This is a genomic window from Shewanella scandinavica (genome assembly GCF_031932065.1).
Lineage (GTDB): Bacteria > Pseudomonadota > Gammaproteobacteria > Enterobacterales > Shewanellaceae > Shewanella > Shewanella baltica.
On sequence record NZ_JAUOES010000002.1, the window covers coordinates 175,157 to 191,068 of the forward strand.

General features: G+C 47.7%; 12 protein-coding genes. 11 read left to right on the forward strand and 1 reads right to left on the reverse strand.

All coding sequences use genetic code 11. From position 1 onward, the window contains the following. The first annotated feature begins 3 nt into the window (after positions 1-3). Together Q4Q50_RS02270 and Q4Q50_RS02275 are read left to right on the forward strand one after the other, a co-directional pair. On the forward strand, positions 4-288 hold the full coding sequence (locus Q4Q50_RS02270; RefSeq protein ID WP_311898186.1) for a YfcL family protein: 285 nt from the start codon (positions 4-6) through the stop codon (positions 286-288). Continuing rightward, entirely contained in the window at positions 278-1,024 is a 747-nt protein-coding gene (locus Q4Q50_RS02275; RefSeq protein WP_311898188.1) for an RNA methyltransferase, read from the forward strand. Before Q4Q50_RS02270 ends, Q4Q50_RS02275 begins: the two co-directional genes overlap by 11 nt. 78 nt (positions 1,025-1,102) lie before the next feature. Here the strand turns inward: Q4Q50_RS02275 and mnmC1 are convergent, their stop codons facing one another. Continuing rightward, positions 1,103-3,154: an FAD-dependent 5-carboxymethylaminomethyl-2-thiouridine(34) oxidoreductase MnmC1 gene (gene mnmC1, locus Q4Q50_RS02280; protein ID WP_311898190.1), complete on the reverse strand. Its 2,052-nt coding sequence runs from the start codon at positions 3,152-3,154 to the stop codon at positions 1,103-1,105. Between the two features lie 138 nt (positions 3,155-3,292). On the opposite strand from mnmC1, the gene fabB reads away from it, so the two are divergent. The 9 genes from fabB to purF all read left to right on the forward strand — a co-directional run bounded on the left by fabB (position 3,293) and on the right by purF (position 15,754). Next, positions 3,293-4,504, forward strand: a complete 1,212-nt coding sequence (gene fabB, locus Q4Q50_RS02285) for a beta-ketoacyl-ACP synthase I (RefSeq protein WP_037391053.1) — start codon at positions 3,293-3,295, stop codon at positions 4,502-4,504. 160 nt (positions 4,505-4,664) lie between these two features. Then, positions 4,665-5,795: a 4-phosphoerythronate dehydrogenase gene (locus tag Q4Q50_RS02290; RefSeq protein WP_071939567.1), complete on the forward strand. Its 1,131-nt coding sequence runs from the start codon at positions 4,665-4,667 to the stop codon at positions 5,793-5,795. Between the two features lie 2 nt (positions 5,796-5,797). Then, complete coding sequence (locus Q4Q50_RS02295; protein WP_006085463.1) at positions 5,798-6,814, forward strand: aspartate-semialdehyde dehydrogenase; 1,017 nt, start codon at positions 5,798-5,800, stop codon at positions 6,812-6,814. A 178-nt stretch (positions 6,815-6,992) separates the two neighbouring features. Then, the gene (locus Q4Q50_RS02300; RefSeq protein ID WP_311898194.1) at positions 6,993-10,445 is read left to right on the forward strand and encodes a FimV/HubP family polar landmark protein; all 3,453 of its coding nucleotides are present in this window, start codon (positions 6,993-6,995) and stop codon (positions 10,443-10,445) included. A gap of 102 nt (positions 10,446-10,547) precedes the next feature. Further along, positions 10,548-11,333, forward strand: a complete 786-nt coding sequence (truA, locus tag Q4Q50_RS02305) for a tRNA pseudouridine(38-40) synthase TruA (protein ID WP_006085461.1) — start codon at positions 10,548-10,550, stop codon at positions 11,331-11,333. Between the two features lie 213 nt (positions 11,334-11,546). Next, positions 11,547-12,818, forward strand: coding sequence for a bifunctional tetrahydrofolate synthase/dihydrofolate synthase (gene folC / locus Q4Q50_RS02310; protein ID WP_311898195.1), 1,272 nt, complete (start codon positions 11,547-11,549; stop codon positions 12,816-12,818). Further along, entirely contained in the window at positions 12,811-13,578 is a 768-nt protein-coding gene (gene dedD / locus Q4Q50_RS02315) for a cell division protein DedD (RefSeq protein ID WP_311898196.1), read from the forward strand. The genes folC and dedD overlap by 8 nt, the downstream gene beginning before the upstream one ends. Positions 13,579-13,693: 115 nt before the next feature. Continuing rightward, positions 13,694-14,182, forward strand: a complete 489-nt coding sequence (locus Q4Q50_RS02320; protein WP_006082220.1) for a CvpA family protein — start codon at positions 13,694-13,696, stop codon at positions 14,180-14,182. Between the two features lie 57 nt (positions 14,183-14,239). Next, positions 14,240-15,754 carry an amidophosphoribosyltransferase gene (purF, locus tag Q4Q50_RS02325; RefSeq protein WP_006085457.1) on the forward strand — a complete coding sequence of 505 codons (1,515 nt, stop codon included), beginning with the start codon at positions 14,240-14,242 and terminating at the stop codon, positions 15,752-15,754. Positions 15,755-15,912 lie beyond the last annotated feature (158 nt).

Consider the following 15,912-nt stretch of genomic DNA (forward strand, 5'->3'; position numbering starts at 1 on the left):
CCAATGTTAGAGCATTACGAAGACGCATTAGAACAGTGGATCGACAGTGTAGTCAGCCATGGTGATGACGATGCTTTATTTGCCTGTGGCTACTTACAGGGTCATGTCGCCGTTGTTTTATCGCAACTTGAAGCACAGGGTGAAACCGATCTTGATGCTTTAATGCTAAAAATGACCGACTGTTTAGCACTCGCGCGCCAAGAATTAAACGATGCCGATTATGCCTTGGTTGAACAGGCATGGGCACAGCTGCAGGCAAAGATTATAGGCGAATTAGATGTTGCCTAGGGTTATGCCTATGATTGACGATGAGCAAGTGACTAATACCGAAGTGGCTAACACTGAATTAGCCAGTGAGCAAACGCTCGATGCCAGCGCGGTATTTATCGGCTTAGTGAATCCTAAAACGCCCGTTAACGTCGGTGGCATTATGCGCGCATCGGGTTGTTATGGCGTCGATGGCGTATTTTATACCGGCAGGCGCTACGAGTTAGCCGCGCGTTCGGGTGCGGCGCAATATCATGTCGATACTAAAGATGCTGGCGAGCGCATTCCGCTCACGGGCGTCACTTCATTACTCGCCGCGATTCCGGCGGACACTAAGCTTATCTGTGTGGATTTGGTGGTTGGCGCGACGCCGCTGCCGGATTTTGTCCATCCCGCGAAGGCCTTTTATGTGTTTGGTCCTGAAGATGGCACTATTGGCCAAGAGATTATCGATAAAGCCGATGCCGTAGTGTATGTGCCTACGGTAGGGTGTATGAATCTTGCTGCGTCGGTCAATGTGTTGTTATACGACAGATTGGCGAAATCTCACCGTGAGGCTGCAAGCCTGACATCGAGCCTAGTACCCAGTCTTAGCGGTGATGCGCTTATTCGTCAGAGTCGCGATAACAACAATCGTACTCGGGTAAAAGTGCCCAGAGCGCCGCGAAAACCTCGACATGCTGAAGCTAGTAGTCTTAAGTCTAGCAAAGTAGAGCCTAGCAGCAGTGATAGCTCTATCGTCATCACAGCCGCTTAAGTGGTTTACTGAAAACATGTAAAAAAGGGATTAAGCCATAACTTAATCCCTTTTTTATTTGCACAGGCGATGGCAAAGCTAGAGGGATTTTCCCTTGAGTAACTTTCGCAGCCACATGCGATTGGGGTTGAGTTTACACAGGGTTGCTTTATCGAGCGGTATTGGTTCGCCGCAAAGTTGCGCGGCGAGACATTCGGCGGCCAGTGGTCCAGAACTTAACCCCCGCGAGCCTAACCCACCAAGAATATACAGTCCTTGATGCACTGGCGCTGGCGTGGTTTGCCAGTAGTGGCGACTCTCTTTAGTGAGTTGATGTTGCTCATAATCCTCAAGGATTTTGGCCACATCGGGCGCGCAGCCCATCATAGGGAAATGATCCCGCGTCACCATTCGTACGCCAACACGGGCATTGTTGCCACTCATGTCGATATCTTTAAGCCAGCTTTGCTTCGGATAACTCTCGTGCATTTTGGCGAGGTTTTCCTGTTGCTCCTGCGGGCAAAAATCTAAATGCCTAGGTTCTTTAACGTAACTCGCGCCTAGGCAGTGGAGCCCTTGGTGACTCGGCGTTAAATAACCGTTGGCGCACAGCACAGTTGCGAGATGACTCAATTGAAATTGTGTGGGCACATGGCTGACTTGGCCGCGAAAGGGGCTAATTTGTAATTTGTTGCTGGCATCAAATTGTGTCAATTCTGCGCCATTGGCGAGTACAAGTTGCGCAAAGGGCCCGAGACGTTCCTTTTCAGTCAACAAAACCCAGCCATCGCTTTGGCGTTCAATGGCAAGGATGTCAGTATTGAGCGAGACGCTGACATCGGCCAGTTGCATCGCTTTTTGTATCGTAGCTTCGGCATATTCAAATGGACAAACCCAGCCACCTAAGGGATAGAAAAAACCTGATTTGTCGATATTAATGTTCGCAAGAGAATTGGCTTGCTGCGCACCGACTCGATAGGCAATTTCACTTGGCCAAGATTGGCCTTGAATGATTTTATCGAGTCGAAATTGGCTGCGTTCATCGTGAGCAGTTTGCAATACGCCGCAAAAATCATGCGAAATCGGCGTTTGATTTGGTGCGGGCGCAGACTTCAGCGCCTGCACTCGACGTCGACTAAATAAAAATGCCTGTTGGAAGAAGCGGCTAAGCTCGTCATTTTCCGGTGTCAGCAGTGGATAAATCGCCCCTTGACGATTGCCCGAGGCGCCTTGGCCAAGCTTGGGATCTTTACAAAACAGCTGCGTGTCTTGGCCTCGCTCGGCCAAAGACAGCGCCAAATGCGCCGAGGCTAACCCGCCGCCTATGATGGCAATCGAGCTGGACGTGTCCGAGGGTAAGATTGCAGCCATAGGATTAAAGGCATAGGCTTTGGCATCTTGCTGGCGTAAGACGTGGCGCTCGTGTAACAAAATGGCATCAGGCTGATGGTTTGTCTGTATTTCAGCGCAGGTAAAATCCCTCACCTCAAAGCCACAGGCTTGGAAACGATTGATTGTTGTTTCGTTTAATCCGCATGATTCGCTTGATTCAATAGTGGCAATAGTGGCAATGGTCGCGCTATCGTCACTGAGTTTTGCCATCTGCCAATGGTTTTGCTGATTCAACCCATTTTGCAGATGGGGCAATACCAGCCAGTGCTGAACGGGGTGAAGCGGAGAATGGATGAGTGAACTTAGCTGGGATTGAATATCACCAAAGTGCAGGTCGATTGTGAAACGACCGTCATCAAAAATTAATCTCTGGCAACCTATAATAGCCGCAGGCTCTGCATGAAGTAAGCGTTGGGCAAGTGGCTCAAGTTCAGGCTCTTTGGTTAAACAGGTGGATTGATCCCAAAGTGATTTAAGTTCGTACGCATTAATCGGATTGGGTTCGAACACCTTAAGGAGTAAACGTTGGCTAGGATTCGCCTGAGTGCGCCACCAAGATAAGAGTTCAAGCCCGTTACCTAAACCAATTTGGCCTAATACTAAGAGTTTTTGCTGTGAATGAGCCTCAAATACCCGCTGCTGATAAATGCTCAACTTGCTGAGATAGTGTGCATCAGTGTCAGCTGTTGCGGGATAAAGGTTGATTAATTGCTGGTAATCACGCTTAATTTGGCAAGGTTTATTGGGCTCTGCAGTCAAAGAAATTTACTCTCGGTCTCATAATTGGCATTATTTTACTCGCCTTTATGGAAAGCTGACCACTTAATTGAGTCAAAACAGATACTATTGGCTCAGCGAAAAGTAGGTACTGACATGTACACAATGGATAGCAATAAAATGAAAAGAGTCGTGATCACCGGAATGGGTGTTGTTTCAAGTATCGGTAATAACAAGCAAGAAGTGACCGAGTCACTGAAAGCGGGCCGCAGTGGTATTACGCATTCAGCTCAGTTTGAAGAGATGCAGTTACGTAGCCACGTATGGGGTGACATCAAGTTAAACCCTGCTGAGCATATCGATCGTAAAGCGCTACGCTTCATGGGCGATGCCGCTGCCTATGCTTACATTGCGATGCAAGAAGCCGTTAGCGATGCCAATTTAACTGAAGAGCAGTATTCAGATCCGCGCGTCGGTTTGATTGTCGGTACAGGCGGCGCATCATCGTCTAACCAAGTGCAATCTGCCGATACACTGCGTGAAAAAGGCGTCAAACGTGTTGGTCCGTATATTGTGCCTCGCATCATGTCGAGCACGGCCAGCGCTTGTTTAGCAACGCCATTTAAAATTAAAGGCATGAACTATTCTATCAGTTCAGCCTGTGCAACCAGCGCCCACTGTATTGGTCACGCCGTTGAACTTATCCAAATGGGTAAGCAAGACATGGTGTTTGCCGGTGGTGCAGAAGAAGTGGATTGGACGCTGACCATGGGCTTTGATGCTATGGGCGCACTGTCAACTAAGTACAATGCCACACCAGAAAAAGCCTCTCGTACCTATGATGCAGACCGTGATGGTTTTGTGATCTCTGGCGGCGGCGGTATTTTGGTGGTTGAAGAGTTAGAGCATGCTCTGGCTCGCGGCGCAAAAATTTACGCAGAAGTGATTGGTTATGGCGCGTCTTCAGACGGTTATGACATGGTAGCGCCATCTGGCGAAGGCGCAGTGCGTTGTATGCAAATGGCGATGATGGATGTCGATACCCCAATCGATTACATCAACACTCATGGCACTTCAACGCCAGTGGGCGACGTACGTGAATTAGAAGCGCTACGTGAAGTATTCAAAGACAAGTGCCCACCGATTGCATCGACTAAGTCTATGACAGGTCATGCATTAGGCGCCGCAGGCGTACATGAAGCGATTTACAGCTTAATCATGATGGAAAACAGCTTTATTGCCCCAAGCATCAATATCGAAAATCTGGACGACGCGGCGAAAGACATGCCTATCGTTCGTGAATATCGCGATGCTGAGCTGAATACAGTCATGAGTAACAGCTTTGGTTTTGGCGGTACAAACGCCACGCTAGTGATGCGTAAATTCAAATAAGTTTGTTTATCAAACGCGATAGAAGGGAAGCTTAGGCTTCCCTTTTTTATGGGCGTTTTATGTGAACCTGTTGCATAGGCAGGGATTTATCCCATTAGTCTTGTTAGAATACCGAGCATCTTGATGCCTTCCATTCCCACTTTTATCCGATCAGGTGCCCATGAAGATTTTAGTCGATGAAAATATGCCCTATGTTGAACCGCTATTTGGCGATCTCGGGGACATTATTCCTGTTAACGGCCGTACGTTAACCGCAGAGCAAGTGCGCGAGGCTGATGTGCTATTAGTGCGCTCGGTCACCAAAGTGAATGCCGAGTTGCTCTCAGGCAATAACAAGCTGAAATTTGTCGGCAGTGCCACCATAGGCACAGATCATGTGGATTTAGCCTATCTTGCTGAGCGTAATATTCCCTTCTCTAATGCACCAGGTTGCAATGCGACTGCGGTCGGAGAGTTTGCTTTTATCGCTATGCTGGAGCTAGCGCAGCGCTTTAATTCGCCACTTAAGGGCAAGGTCGTCGGCATAGTGGGCGCGGGCAACACTGGCACTGCGACGGCAAAATGTTTGCAAGCCTATGGTATTAAAGTACTGCTTAACGATCCCATCAAAGCTGCAGAGGGCGATCCGCGCAGTTTTGTGAGCTTAGAAACCATCATGGCGCAGGCCGATATCATCAGTTTACATGTGCCCATCACACGCACTGGCGAGCATAAAACCAAGCATTTGTTCGATGAGGCGCGCTTAAAGGCACTCAAACCCAATACATGGTTAGTGAATTGCTGCCGCGGTGATGTGATAGATAATCAGGCGCTTATTAAAGTGAAGCAGCAACGTGACGATCTTAAATTAGTGCTCGATGTGTGGGAAGGCGAGCCAACACCGCTGCCCGAGTTGGTACCATTGGCAGAGTTTGCTACGCCGCATATCGCAGGTTACAGTTTAGAAGGTAAGGCGCGCGGCACTTTTATGCTCTACCAAAACCTGTGTCAGTTGTTGAATATTACTGCCGATAAAAGCCTGCTGGATCTCTTGCCAACCTTTAACATTAAGGCGGTCGAACTTGCGACCGCGCCGAATGAAAAAGCGTTATTGCAGCTCGCGCGTTTTGTCTATGATTTGCGCGATGATGACAAGATGTTTAGAAATACATTCTTAAATGAGAATGGCTTCGACACTATGAGAAAAAATCACCAACATAGACGCGAATTTAGTGCATTGGCGCTGGCTTATGACGGTCAATCTGAGGTAGATTGGTTGTCTAATTTAGGTTTTTCAGGAGTCGGTCAGTAGCTATGTCACAGGAATTTAATGTTGTCGTTTTAGGTGCATCGGGCGCAGTGGGTCAAACAATGATAGAGATCCTCGAAGAGCGTAATTTCCCGGTTGCCAATTTGTACCCTTTAGCCAGTAGCCGCAGCGCCGGTGAAACGGTCAGCTTTCATGGCAAACAAATTACCATTCTCGACGTAGAAACCTTCGATTGGACCCAAGCTCAAATTGGTTTCTTCTCAGCAGGGGGTGATGTTTCCGCCAAATGGGCACCGATTGCGGCAGAAGCGGGTTGTGTTGTTATCGATAACACCTCGCACTTTAGATACGACATCGATATTCCTTTGGTCGTACCCGAAGTGAATCCGCATGCTATCGCCGATTTCCGTAATCGCAATATCATCGCTAATCCAAATTGCTCAACCATTCAAATGCTAGTGGCGCTTAAGCCTATTTATGATGCCTATGGTATCAGCCGCATTAATGTGGCAACGTACCAGTCGGTTTCGGGTACAGGTAAAAAAGCCATTGAAGAGTTAGCGCATCAGTGTACTAAACTGCTGCAAGGTTTGCCTGCTGAAGCCGAAGTTTATCCAAAGCAAATTGCTTTTAACGTATTGCCGCAAATCGATAAATTTATGGATAACGGCTATACCAAAGAAGAAATGAAAATGGTCTGGGAAACCCAGAAGATTTTCGGTGACGATGAGATTTTAGTGAATGCAACCGCCGTACGTGTACCTGTGTTTTATGGTCACTCGGAAGCCATTAATATCGAAACTCGTCAGCCTGTCGATGCAGAAGACGTTAAAGCTTTACTGCGTAATGCCGAAGGAGTGGTATTGTTTGAGTCAGATGATGACTATCCAACGGCTGTAACCGATGGTGCTGGTACCGATCCGGTTTATGTTGGCCGCATTCGTAAGGATATCTCTCATTCTCACGGGATTAACCTGTGGGTGGTGTCAGACAATATTCGTAAGGGCGCAGCCTTGAACAGTGTGCAAATTGCCGAGATCTTAGTGAGAGATTATTACTAAGCACGAGATTGCATTTCATGCCCATTGAAAAAGCCTGCTGTCAGCAGGCTTTTTTTGTTTTACAATTGTGAACAGTAGCAGGGCAGGGATTTCTGGTTTATAGTAATCTCAATAAATACAATTGCCTAAAGCCTGTTATCAGCGAGATAACTTTATAGCGCTTCAAAGGGAAGGATTGATGAAATTTCGCACTTCGTATCTTGTGGGTCTAATGGCCACTGTTTTAGCTGTTTCTTCTACCGCTTATTTTATTGATCCCGCCGTTGCAGCAGATACGCCAAGATTAAAACCCTTAAAAATCATGGGGCCAGACGGACAGATCCGTCAAGTTAATCATCAATATGGCCCAACGACATCCAGAGACACTTTTTGGAGCATAGCGCAAAAAGTCCGTCCCGATGCCAGTGTCAGCGTCTATCAAGTGATGGCCGCGCTATATGATGCTAACCCCCATGCGTTTAACTCTTCCAGCTACAACAGTTTAGAACGTGGCATGATCCTGCTGATCCCGTCTAAAGAAGTCATGCTGTCGATTCCCAATAGTATGGCGATAGCAAGAGCAGAGCAAAGCGACAGACAATCCCGTGCGCCAGCGAAAGCGGTGCAGAAACCTGCTGCTAAAGTCACCACGCAAGCCCCTGTTACTGCTCCTGTCGTGATTGCTGAAACCAAAGTTATCACTGAAACCAAAGTGACGCCGCCTAAAGTGCCAGTGGTAGAAACGCCGGCGCCAGACAAGCCTAAGATGCTGAGCTCTGATGTAACGTCGCGCTTAGAAGCAGCTGAAAGTAAAAATCTGTCATTAACCGATGAATTAGCTCGCACCCAAGATCAACTCACTGTCCGCACTTCAGATGTTGAAGCGCTAAAAGTGAAAGTTGAAGAATTGAATCAACGCATTGCCGTGCTAGAAGAAACCCTGCAAGCCAGCAAACTGCAAAATCAAGCTTTGAAAGCTGAAGTTGAAGCTGCCCAAACGCCAGAGATGGCAACGGGAACGGCTGAAGCTGAGACTCAGGCTCCCGCTGAGCCCGATGATTTATGGCGTAATATCCTTAATAGTCCAGTGTTAATGATTGCTGCCGCTGTGATCCCTGCCTTGTTCTTGTTACTGGCGGTGTTCTGGTTGCTGCGCCGTAAGCGTAATAAAGAACGTCGTGAAATGCAGGCGCAAGAAGCGGTTATGGCCGCGGGTGCTGCTGGCGTTGCCGGTACTGCCATCATGGACATGGATGATGACGACTTAGATGATATGGCGGTGCATTTAGATACCGACCATGCCGACTCTATCGATAGCCTACTTGATATGGGCAGCGTCGATTTACAGCCTGAGCAAGATTTGACTGACTCAAACGATCAGATGGATATGGCGTCTGAAATGTTTGTCGATCCGGGTCTCTCTGCCGAACCTGAGGTTGAAGACGAAGGGCAATCTCTTGATGACCTGTGGGCCGAAGCCATGGGCGATCAGGAAGAGGATATTGTTGAGGAGAAACCTAAATCTGACAATATTCTTGAGGAAGCCGATCTCGATGCGCTATTAGCGGGCCTAGGTTCAGAAGACAGCACTGAAGCTGAAGACGATTTAAGTGAATTAGAACGAAACTTTGCTAGCGATTTAGCTGAAGAAGACGTTGAAGTAGAAGATACTCAACCTGCCAATGAAGCCGTCGCCGATGACGATGATCTTGATGCCTTACTTGCCGAGTTTAGTGTTCCTGCTGAAGATCCAGAAACGGCAAAAGAACCTGCAACAGCATCTATTGAGTCTGACGATGAAGATCTCAGTGCCGCCATCGCCGCAGAACTCGATGATGAGCTAGATGATGAACTGGGCGGCGAAGAGGTTGATGATATCGATGCCCTATTGGCCGATTTCGATAAACCAACGCCAGCCGCTGAACCTGAAGTCGAATCTGATCTTGGCGCTGAAATTGCCGCCGAGTTAGACGCCGAGCTTAATGAGCTGGGCGTAGAAGATACCGACGACATCGATGCCTTGTTAGCAGATTTCGATAAACCAGCAGAACCTGAAGTTGAGCCTGATCTTGGCGCTGAAATTGCCGCCGAGTTAGACACAGAGCTGGATGAACTGGGCGTAGAAGACACTGATGATATCGATGCGCTGTTAGCGGATTTTGATAAACCAGCAGAGCCCGAAGTCGAGCCTGATCTGGGGGCTGAGATTGCCGCCGAGTTAGATGCTGAGCTTGATGAGCTTGGCGTCGAAGACACTGACGATATCGATGCGCTGTTAGCCGATTTCGATAAACCAGTAGAACCCAAAGCTGAACTCGATCTTGGCGCTGAAATCGCCGCCGAGTTAGACGATGAACTGGATGAATTAGGCGTAGATGAATCCGATGATATCGATTCGTTGCTGGCGAGTTTTGATGCTGAGCCTGAAATCAAAGTTGATGCTGAAGACAATGCCGAAGACGATGCACAAAACGATACCGAAGATGATGCGATCAGTGCAGAAATTGCCGCAGAGCTAGAAGCTTCGTTACCGGAAGATATCAAGGGCGAAGCGTCAGGCGATGAAGATTTAGATGCGCTTTTAGCTGAATTTGATGTGCCAGAGCAACTCGATGCCGATGAAGATGAATTCGACTTCGATATGGAAACGGCGCAGCTTGATGCGGACGATAACGCCACAGATGAAGACAATTTACTCAAAGGTATTGGTGCGTCTCACTCGATTGATGGCACTGATGATACTTTCTCGTTAGTTGAAGAGTTGGGTGAAGATGATGATTCTGACGCCCTGACTACGGCAGCAGCCACTTTGGCAGCCGCTACCGCGGCAGCGAGTGTTAAGGAAAAAGAGTCTTCTTTCTTTAATGATTTAAAAGCCAATAAGAGCAAAGATCCCCACGTGCTTGATTGGGACTCAGAGCTTGATTTTGCGCCTAAGGCCAAACCTGCTGCGACGCCAGCCGATGCCGCCGCTGAAACGGATGTCGATGATGTCGAGCCTAATGCCGATGCTTCGCTAGCTGATACGCCTACTCCGGATGATGCGACTCAAGAGAAGCCGATTAAGGCGACGCGTAACGATGTTGATTTTAGTGAAGATTTTAAACTCGATACCCAAGACGATGCTGACGATTCTGAGCAAGGCCTCGATTTAAGCGACGATAATGTACTCGCTGCTTTCACGGCCAATACCGATTTTGATGACGATGAAGATGTACTGACGTCGGAAGACAGTTTTTCACTCGTCGATGATCTCACTGTCGATGAAGCGTTAGCTGCACTCGATGCTCAAGAGTCGCGTAAAGCACAGAAGAAGTTTGTTCCTGAGCATGATTTAACGAATTTCCAAAATGAAAACGGCTTTATCGACATCGACAAGTTGTTGAATGATGCCGATGAAGACGGCACTGATACCGATTTGTATTCGGAAGTCGACGTGGAAATGAGTGATGTCGGAGCCTTAATTGGCGATGCCGCTATGATTGATGTCGATGATGAAGAAAACTCAGTCAACGCTAAGCTGGATTTAGCCCGCGCTTATATCGAAATTGACGACAGCGACAGCGCCAAAGCCCTGCTCAAAGAAGTGCAAATTGACGGTAATGAGCGCCAGCAAGATGAAGCCGGACGTTTACTCAAAGAGATGAGTTAATCCCGATTGAGAGAGTTTCAACCTAACGGCGCCTTCAGCGCCGTTTTTTTTATGGGCTGCTGTGATAAAATGCGCCGCTAAATCAATTGTGAGGAAAAGTGGATGCGGATTGCATTAGGTATTGAATATGACGGCAATGGTTATTTTGGCTGGCAACGTCAGGCCGAAGTCGATTCAGTACAAGCGCAATTAGAACGGGCGTTATCGATAGTGGCCAACGAGCCTATCGGCGTCTTCTGCGCTGGCCGTACCGATGCGGGCGTGCATGCCACGGGCCAAGTGGTTCATTTTGAAACCAATGCCATTCGTAATGAAGGCGCATGGACCTTAGGGGTAAATGCCAATTTACCCGACAATATTGCCGTGCGTTGGGTTAAAGAAGTCGACGACAGTTTTCACGCGCGCTTTTCGGCCACCGCCAGACGCTACCGTTATGTGATTTATAATCACAGTTTTCGCCCTGGGATTTTACGCCATGGTGTCAGCCATTATCACGGTGATATCGATGCTGACAGAATGCACCAAGCGGCGCAGGCACTCTTAGGTGAGCAAGATTTTACCAGCTTTCGCGCAGTCCAGTGCCAGTCAAAAACGCCGTTTCGTAATGTACATTGCGTCAATGTTACGCGCCAAGGCATGTATGTGATTGTCGATATCGCCGCCAACGCCTTTTTACACCACATGGTGCGCAATATCGTCGGTTCATTATTAGAAATCGGTTTAGGCAATCAGCCGCTGACGTGGATGGGTGATTTGCTCGCGTTAAAAGACAGAAACCAAGCCGCAGCGACGGCTAAACCCCATGGGCTTTATTTAGTTGATGTGACTTATCCAGAACAATATCAATTGCCTAAACTCGCCCTTGGGCCATTATTTATGTTGGACTAGAAAAGTTGTTGGATTAGCAAGAGCGGTTGGATGAGCAGAATTGTTGGATTAAAAAGCTGCTGAATGAAACATTAGCACAGCTTTATTTATCTCGCGTGAACTTCGCTTGAACATTGAGTTTAGTATGGCGCGGCAGTCTGCTAAAGACTGTCCGCAAAACGCCAATAGTGTAGTTAAACGATTAAATGGCATCGAATACGAGGATGTACGGACATGCTAACAGCGCCAGCGTCAAATGCAGCATTGGAACAGTGGTTGGATTATTTGTTATCCATACATCCAACCGAAATCGATATGGGATTAACCCGTGTTTCTAAGGTCGCGAAAACCCTTGGCCTATTAGATTTAGGCCAAAGCAAGATAGTCACAGTCGCTGGCACAAATGGTAAAGGTACAACTTGCGCCATGCTGGAAAATATTCTGCGATTATCGGGTTTGACTGTGGGCGTATACAGCTCGCCGCACATGCTGAAATACAACGAGCGAGTGCGTATTAATGGCAGCGACGCCAGTGATAGCGCCTTTGTCGCCGCCTTTGAGCAAATTGAAGCGGCGCGCGCCGAGATTTCCCTGACCTTTTTTGAATACGCCACGCTTGCGGGCCTGATACTGTTTAAAGCCGCTAAGCTGGATGTAGTCATCTTAGAAGTCGGTTTAGGTGGACGGTTAGATGCCACCAATATTATCGATGCCGATATCAGCGTGGTGACCTCGGTCGATTTAGATCATGAAAGTTATCTGGGGAATACCCGTGAACTCGTCGGCCGTGAAAAGGCGGGTATTTTCCGTCACGGTAAAGCTGCGATTGTCGGCGAGCCCAACTTGCCGCATACCGTCAATGATGTTGCCAATGACGTTGGTGCCATCTTGTATCGCGTCGGCAACGAATTCAGTTATCAAGTCCATGGCAATCTGTGGGACTTTCAAGGCCAAGTGCTCAAACTGCACGATTTAGCGTTACCGACCTTGCCGCTACCTAATGCGGCCACGGTATTGGCCGTAATTGAACAGGGTTGGCCGGATATCGCGCCCGCTATTATTGCCCAGGGCATTAGCACTGCTCGGTTAACCGGTCGATTAGAGCGGGTGAATGAGCAGCCGTTAGTGCTACTCGATGTGGCGCATAATCCCCATGCGGCGCGGTTTTTGGTGCAGCAATTAGCGCCAATGGTTGTAGGTAAGCGGGTGTTTGCCCTTTGTGGCATGTTGAAGGATAAAGATATTGCGGGCGTGTTGCCTGTGCTTCATCCTCTGGTCGACACTTGGTATTTAGTGAGTCTTCATGGGGAGCGTGGCGCGAGTTCTGCCATGCTACGCAAAACCTTAGCACCCGAGGCCAGCGCATTTGAGTTTGAGGGCATAGTTGAGGCATGGTCGGCATTAAAAGCGCAAATTAACCCAGATGATGTGGTAATTGTGTTTGGCTCCTTTTACACTGTGGCAGGTTTTAAGTCTCAATTTATGCAGGAAGTCCGTTTTGTCTAGCCAGTTTCATAATCGTTTAGTCGGCACTGTGGTGCTGGTTGCGCTTGGAGTGATTTTTTTGCCGGATATTTTGGATGGCAAAAAAGATCGCCAAGAAGAGCAATTTTCTGAAATACCTTTGCGTCCGACTGTGATTGAGCAGCAACAAGCCGACGATGATATGTTTGAAGTCTTGTCGGCCGAAGATGCTGCTGCGCTGAGTGGGGCAGATGTTGCCTTAGCTGAGACAGGCAATAATGCAGACAGTGACAAGTCAGCTACCATCGCTAAGCAAGACGTTAAGGCGGACGTTAAACCTGAAGTGAAGAAGCCAGAGGTTAAGCAAGCAGAAGTTAAAAAGCCGGAAGCGAAACCAGAACCTAAAAAAGAGCCACCTAAGACGACGGTAAAAACGGAGCCCGCTAAAAAAGCTGAGACTAAAGCGCCAACCGTCGCTAAGACTGAAAAGCCCAAAGCAGAAACGCCCAAAGCAGAAAAGCCTAAAGCCAGTGCTGCCAGCCGTGACAGCTTAAAAAGTGGCTTTACCTTGCAGCTTGGCAGTTTTAACAATGCAACCAATGTTAAAGCCTTGATTGCACAGCTACGTAAGAGTGGTTTTAAAGCGTACACTATCCCTGAAAATCCTAAAGATGGCGTATTAACCAAAGTGTTTGTCGGGCCAGATGTGTCTGAGGCAAAGCTGAAGAAAATACAAATTGAGGTGGAAAACCTCACGCGTCTTAAGGGCTGGATTGTTCCTTTTAATCCCTTAGAATCTTAATGGTGATATAAGATCAGCGACTGAAAATGATTTATTTACCTCTCTAGGGGTGAGAATCGTTTCAGTCTCTGGTAGAATCGCGCCGTCTTAAAGCCCATGTCGGAAAGCCATCTCAATGGTTTGGATTGATTACGCTATCATATTCGTCATCGGATTATCGACTCTCATCAGTCTAATCCGCGGATTCGCCAAAGAAGCCATGTCCTTAGTGGTATGGTTCGCGGCTTTCTTTGTTGCCAGCCAATTTTACCAAGATCTTGCCGTTCACTTAACTCAAATGAACGATGAGATGCTGCGTAATGGCGTTTCTATTGCCATCCTCTTTATTACCACTTTGGTACTCGGCGCTTTAGTTAACTATATTCTCGGACAACTTGTTGTCAAAACCGGATTATCTGGCACTGATAGGCTCTTGGGCCTGTGTTTCGGTGCTATTCGAGGCGCGCTAATTGTGAGCGCCTTGCTGTTTTTTATGGATGCTTTCACAGGTTCACCCAACACCCAATGGTGGAAGGACTCTGTGCTAGTGCCCGAATTTGGCGTTGTCATTCAATGGTTTTTTGACTATTTGGAAAACACCTCCAGCTTTGTACCCAAACTATAAGAAAGAAAATTAATTAATCCTAAGTGATAGAACATCTTACAATGAGGAAGCTTACCCATGTGTGGTATCGTCGGAATAGTTGGCCAATCATCGGTTAATCAGACCATTTATGATGCACTGACAGTGTTGCAGCACAGAGGTCAGGATGCGGCAGGTATTGTGACCATTGATCGTGGTGCTTTCAGACTGCGTAAAGCCAATGGTCTGGTCAAAGACGTTTTTGAAGTCAAACACATGCAACGCCTACAAGGTAATGCAGGTATTGGGCATGTGCGTTATCCAACTGCGGGCAGTTCAAGCGCATCTGAAGCGCAGCCTTTCTATGTTAACTCGCCATTTGGGATCTCTTTAGCCCACAACGGCAACTTAACCAATACAGTCGAATTAGCCGAAGGGCTGATCAAAAAACGTCGCCATGTGAACACCACTTCGGATTCTGAAGTGTTGCTGAACCTGTTGGCCGACGAACTGCAAAAAACCACTAGTTTGACCCTGACGTCGGAAGAAGTGTTCGATGCGGTCGCTAACGTACACCAGCAAGCTCGTGGTGCCTATGCGGTTGTGGCTATGATTATCGGTCAAGGCCTAGTCGCGTTCCGTGACCCATTTGGTATTCGTCCTCTGGTGTTAGGTAAGCACGAAACGCCAACGGGTACTGAATATATGGTCGCTTCTGAAAGCGTGGCACTCGATGCCGTCGGTTTTGAAGTGATGCGTGATGTGGCGCCAGGTGAAGCGATTTACGTTTCAATTGATGGTCAGCTGTATACCCGTCAATGTGCAGCAGAACCTAGCTATGCCCCTTGTATCTTCGAATTCGTTTATTTTGCCCGTCCAGATTCGACTATCGATAAAGTGTCTGTTTATGCCAGTCGCGTAAACATGGGTGCTAAGCTTGGCGAGAAGATTAAGAAAGAATGGTACGATCACGATATCGATGTGGTGATCCCTATTCCTGAAACTTCTTGCGATATCGCGCTAGAAATTGCCCGTTGCATGGACTTACCGTACCGCCAAGGTTTTGTGAAAAACCGTTATATTGGCCGTACTTTTATCATGCCGGGTCAACAGGAACGTAAGAAGTCAGTGCGTCGCAAGTTGAATGCGATTAACACTGAATTCAAAGGCAAAAATGTCTTGCTGGTGGACGACTCTATCGTTCGCGGTACGACGTCTGAGCAAATCATCGAAATGGCCCGTGAAGCGGGTGCCAAGAAAGTGTATTTTGCCTCTGCCGCGCCGGAAATTCGTTTCCCGAACGTATATGGTATCGACATGCCAACGTCAAACGAGTTGATCGCCCATGGCCGTGATGCCGATGAAATCGCCAAGTTAATTGGTGCAGATGGCATTATTTTCCAAGACTTACCTGATTTAATCGAAGCGGTAAGAATGGAAAATCCAGCGATTAAGCGTTTCGAAACCTCTGTTTTCGATGGTCATTACATCACTAACGATGTAGATCAAGCGTATTTAGATCACTTGACGCAACTGCGTAATGACGATGCTAAAGCGGATCGTAACAAAGATATCGGTACTAACTTAGAGCTGCATAACGTCTGTCACCCATAAGGTGAAACGTTAGGCGGATAAAAAGCCAGTGATAATGTCATTGGCTTTTTTTATGGCTTTTTTATGGAGTGTTAACAGCTACTTGGGAAAGGTATCTCGATTGGGCGAGGGGGAACTTCTATGAGTGTTTGTTCTCGACATCCGAGTACTCAATCCAT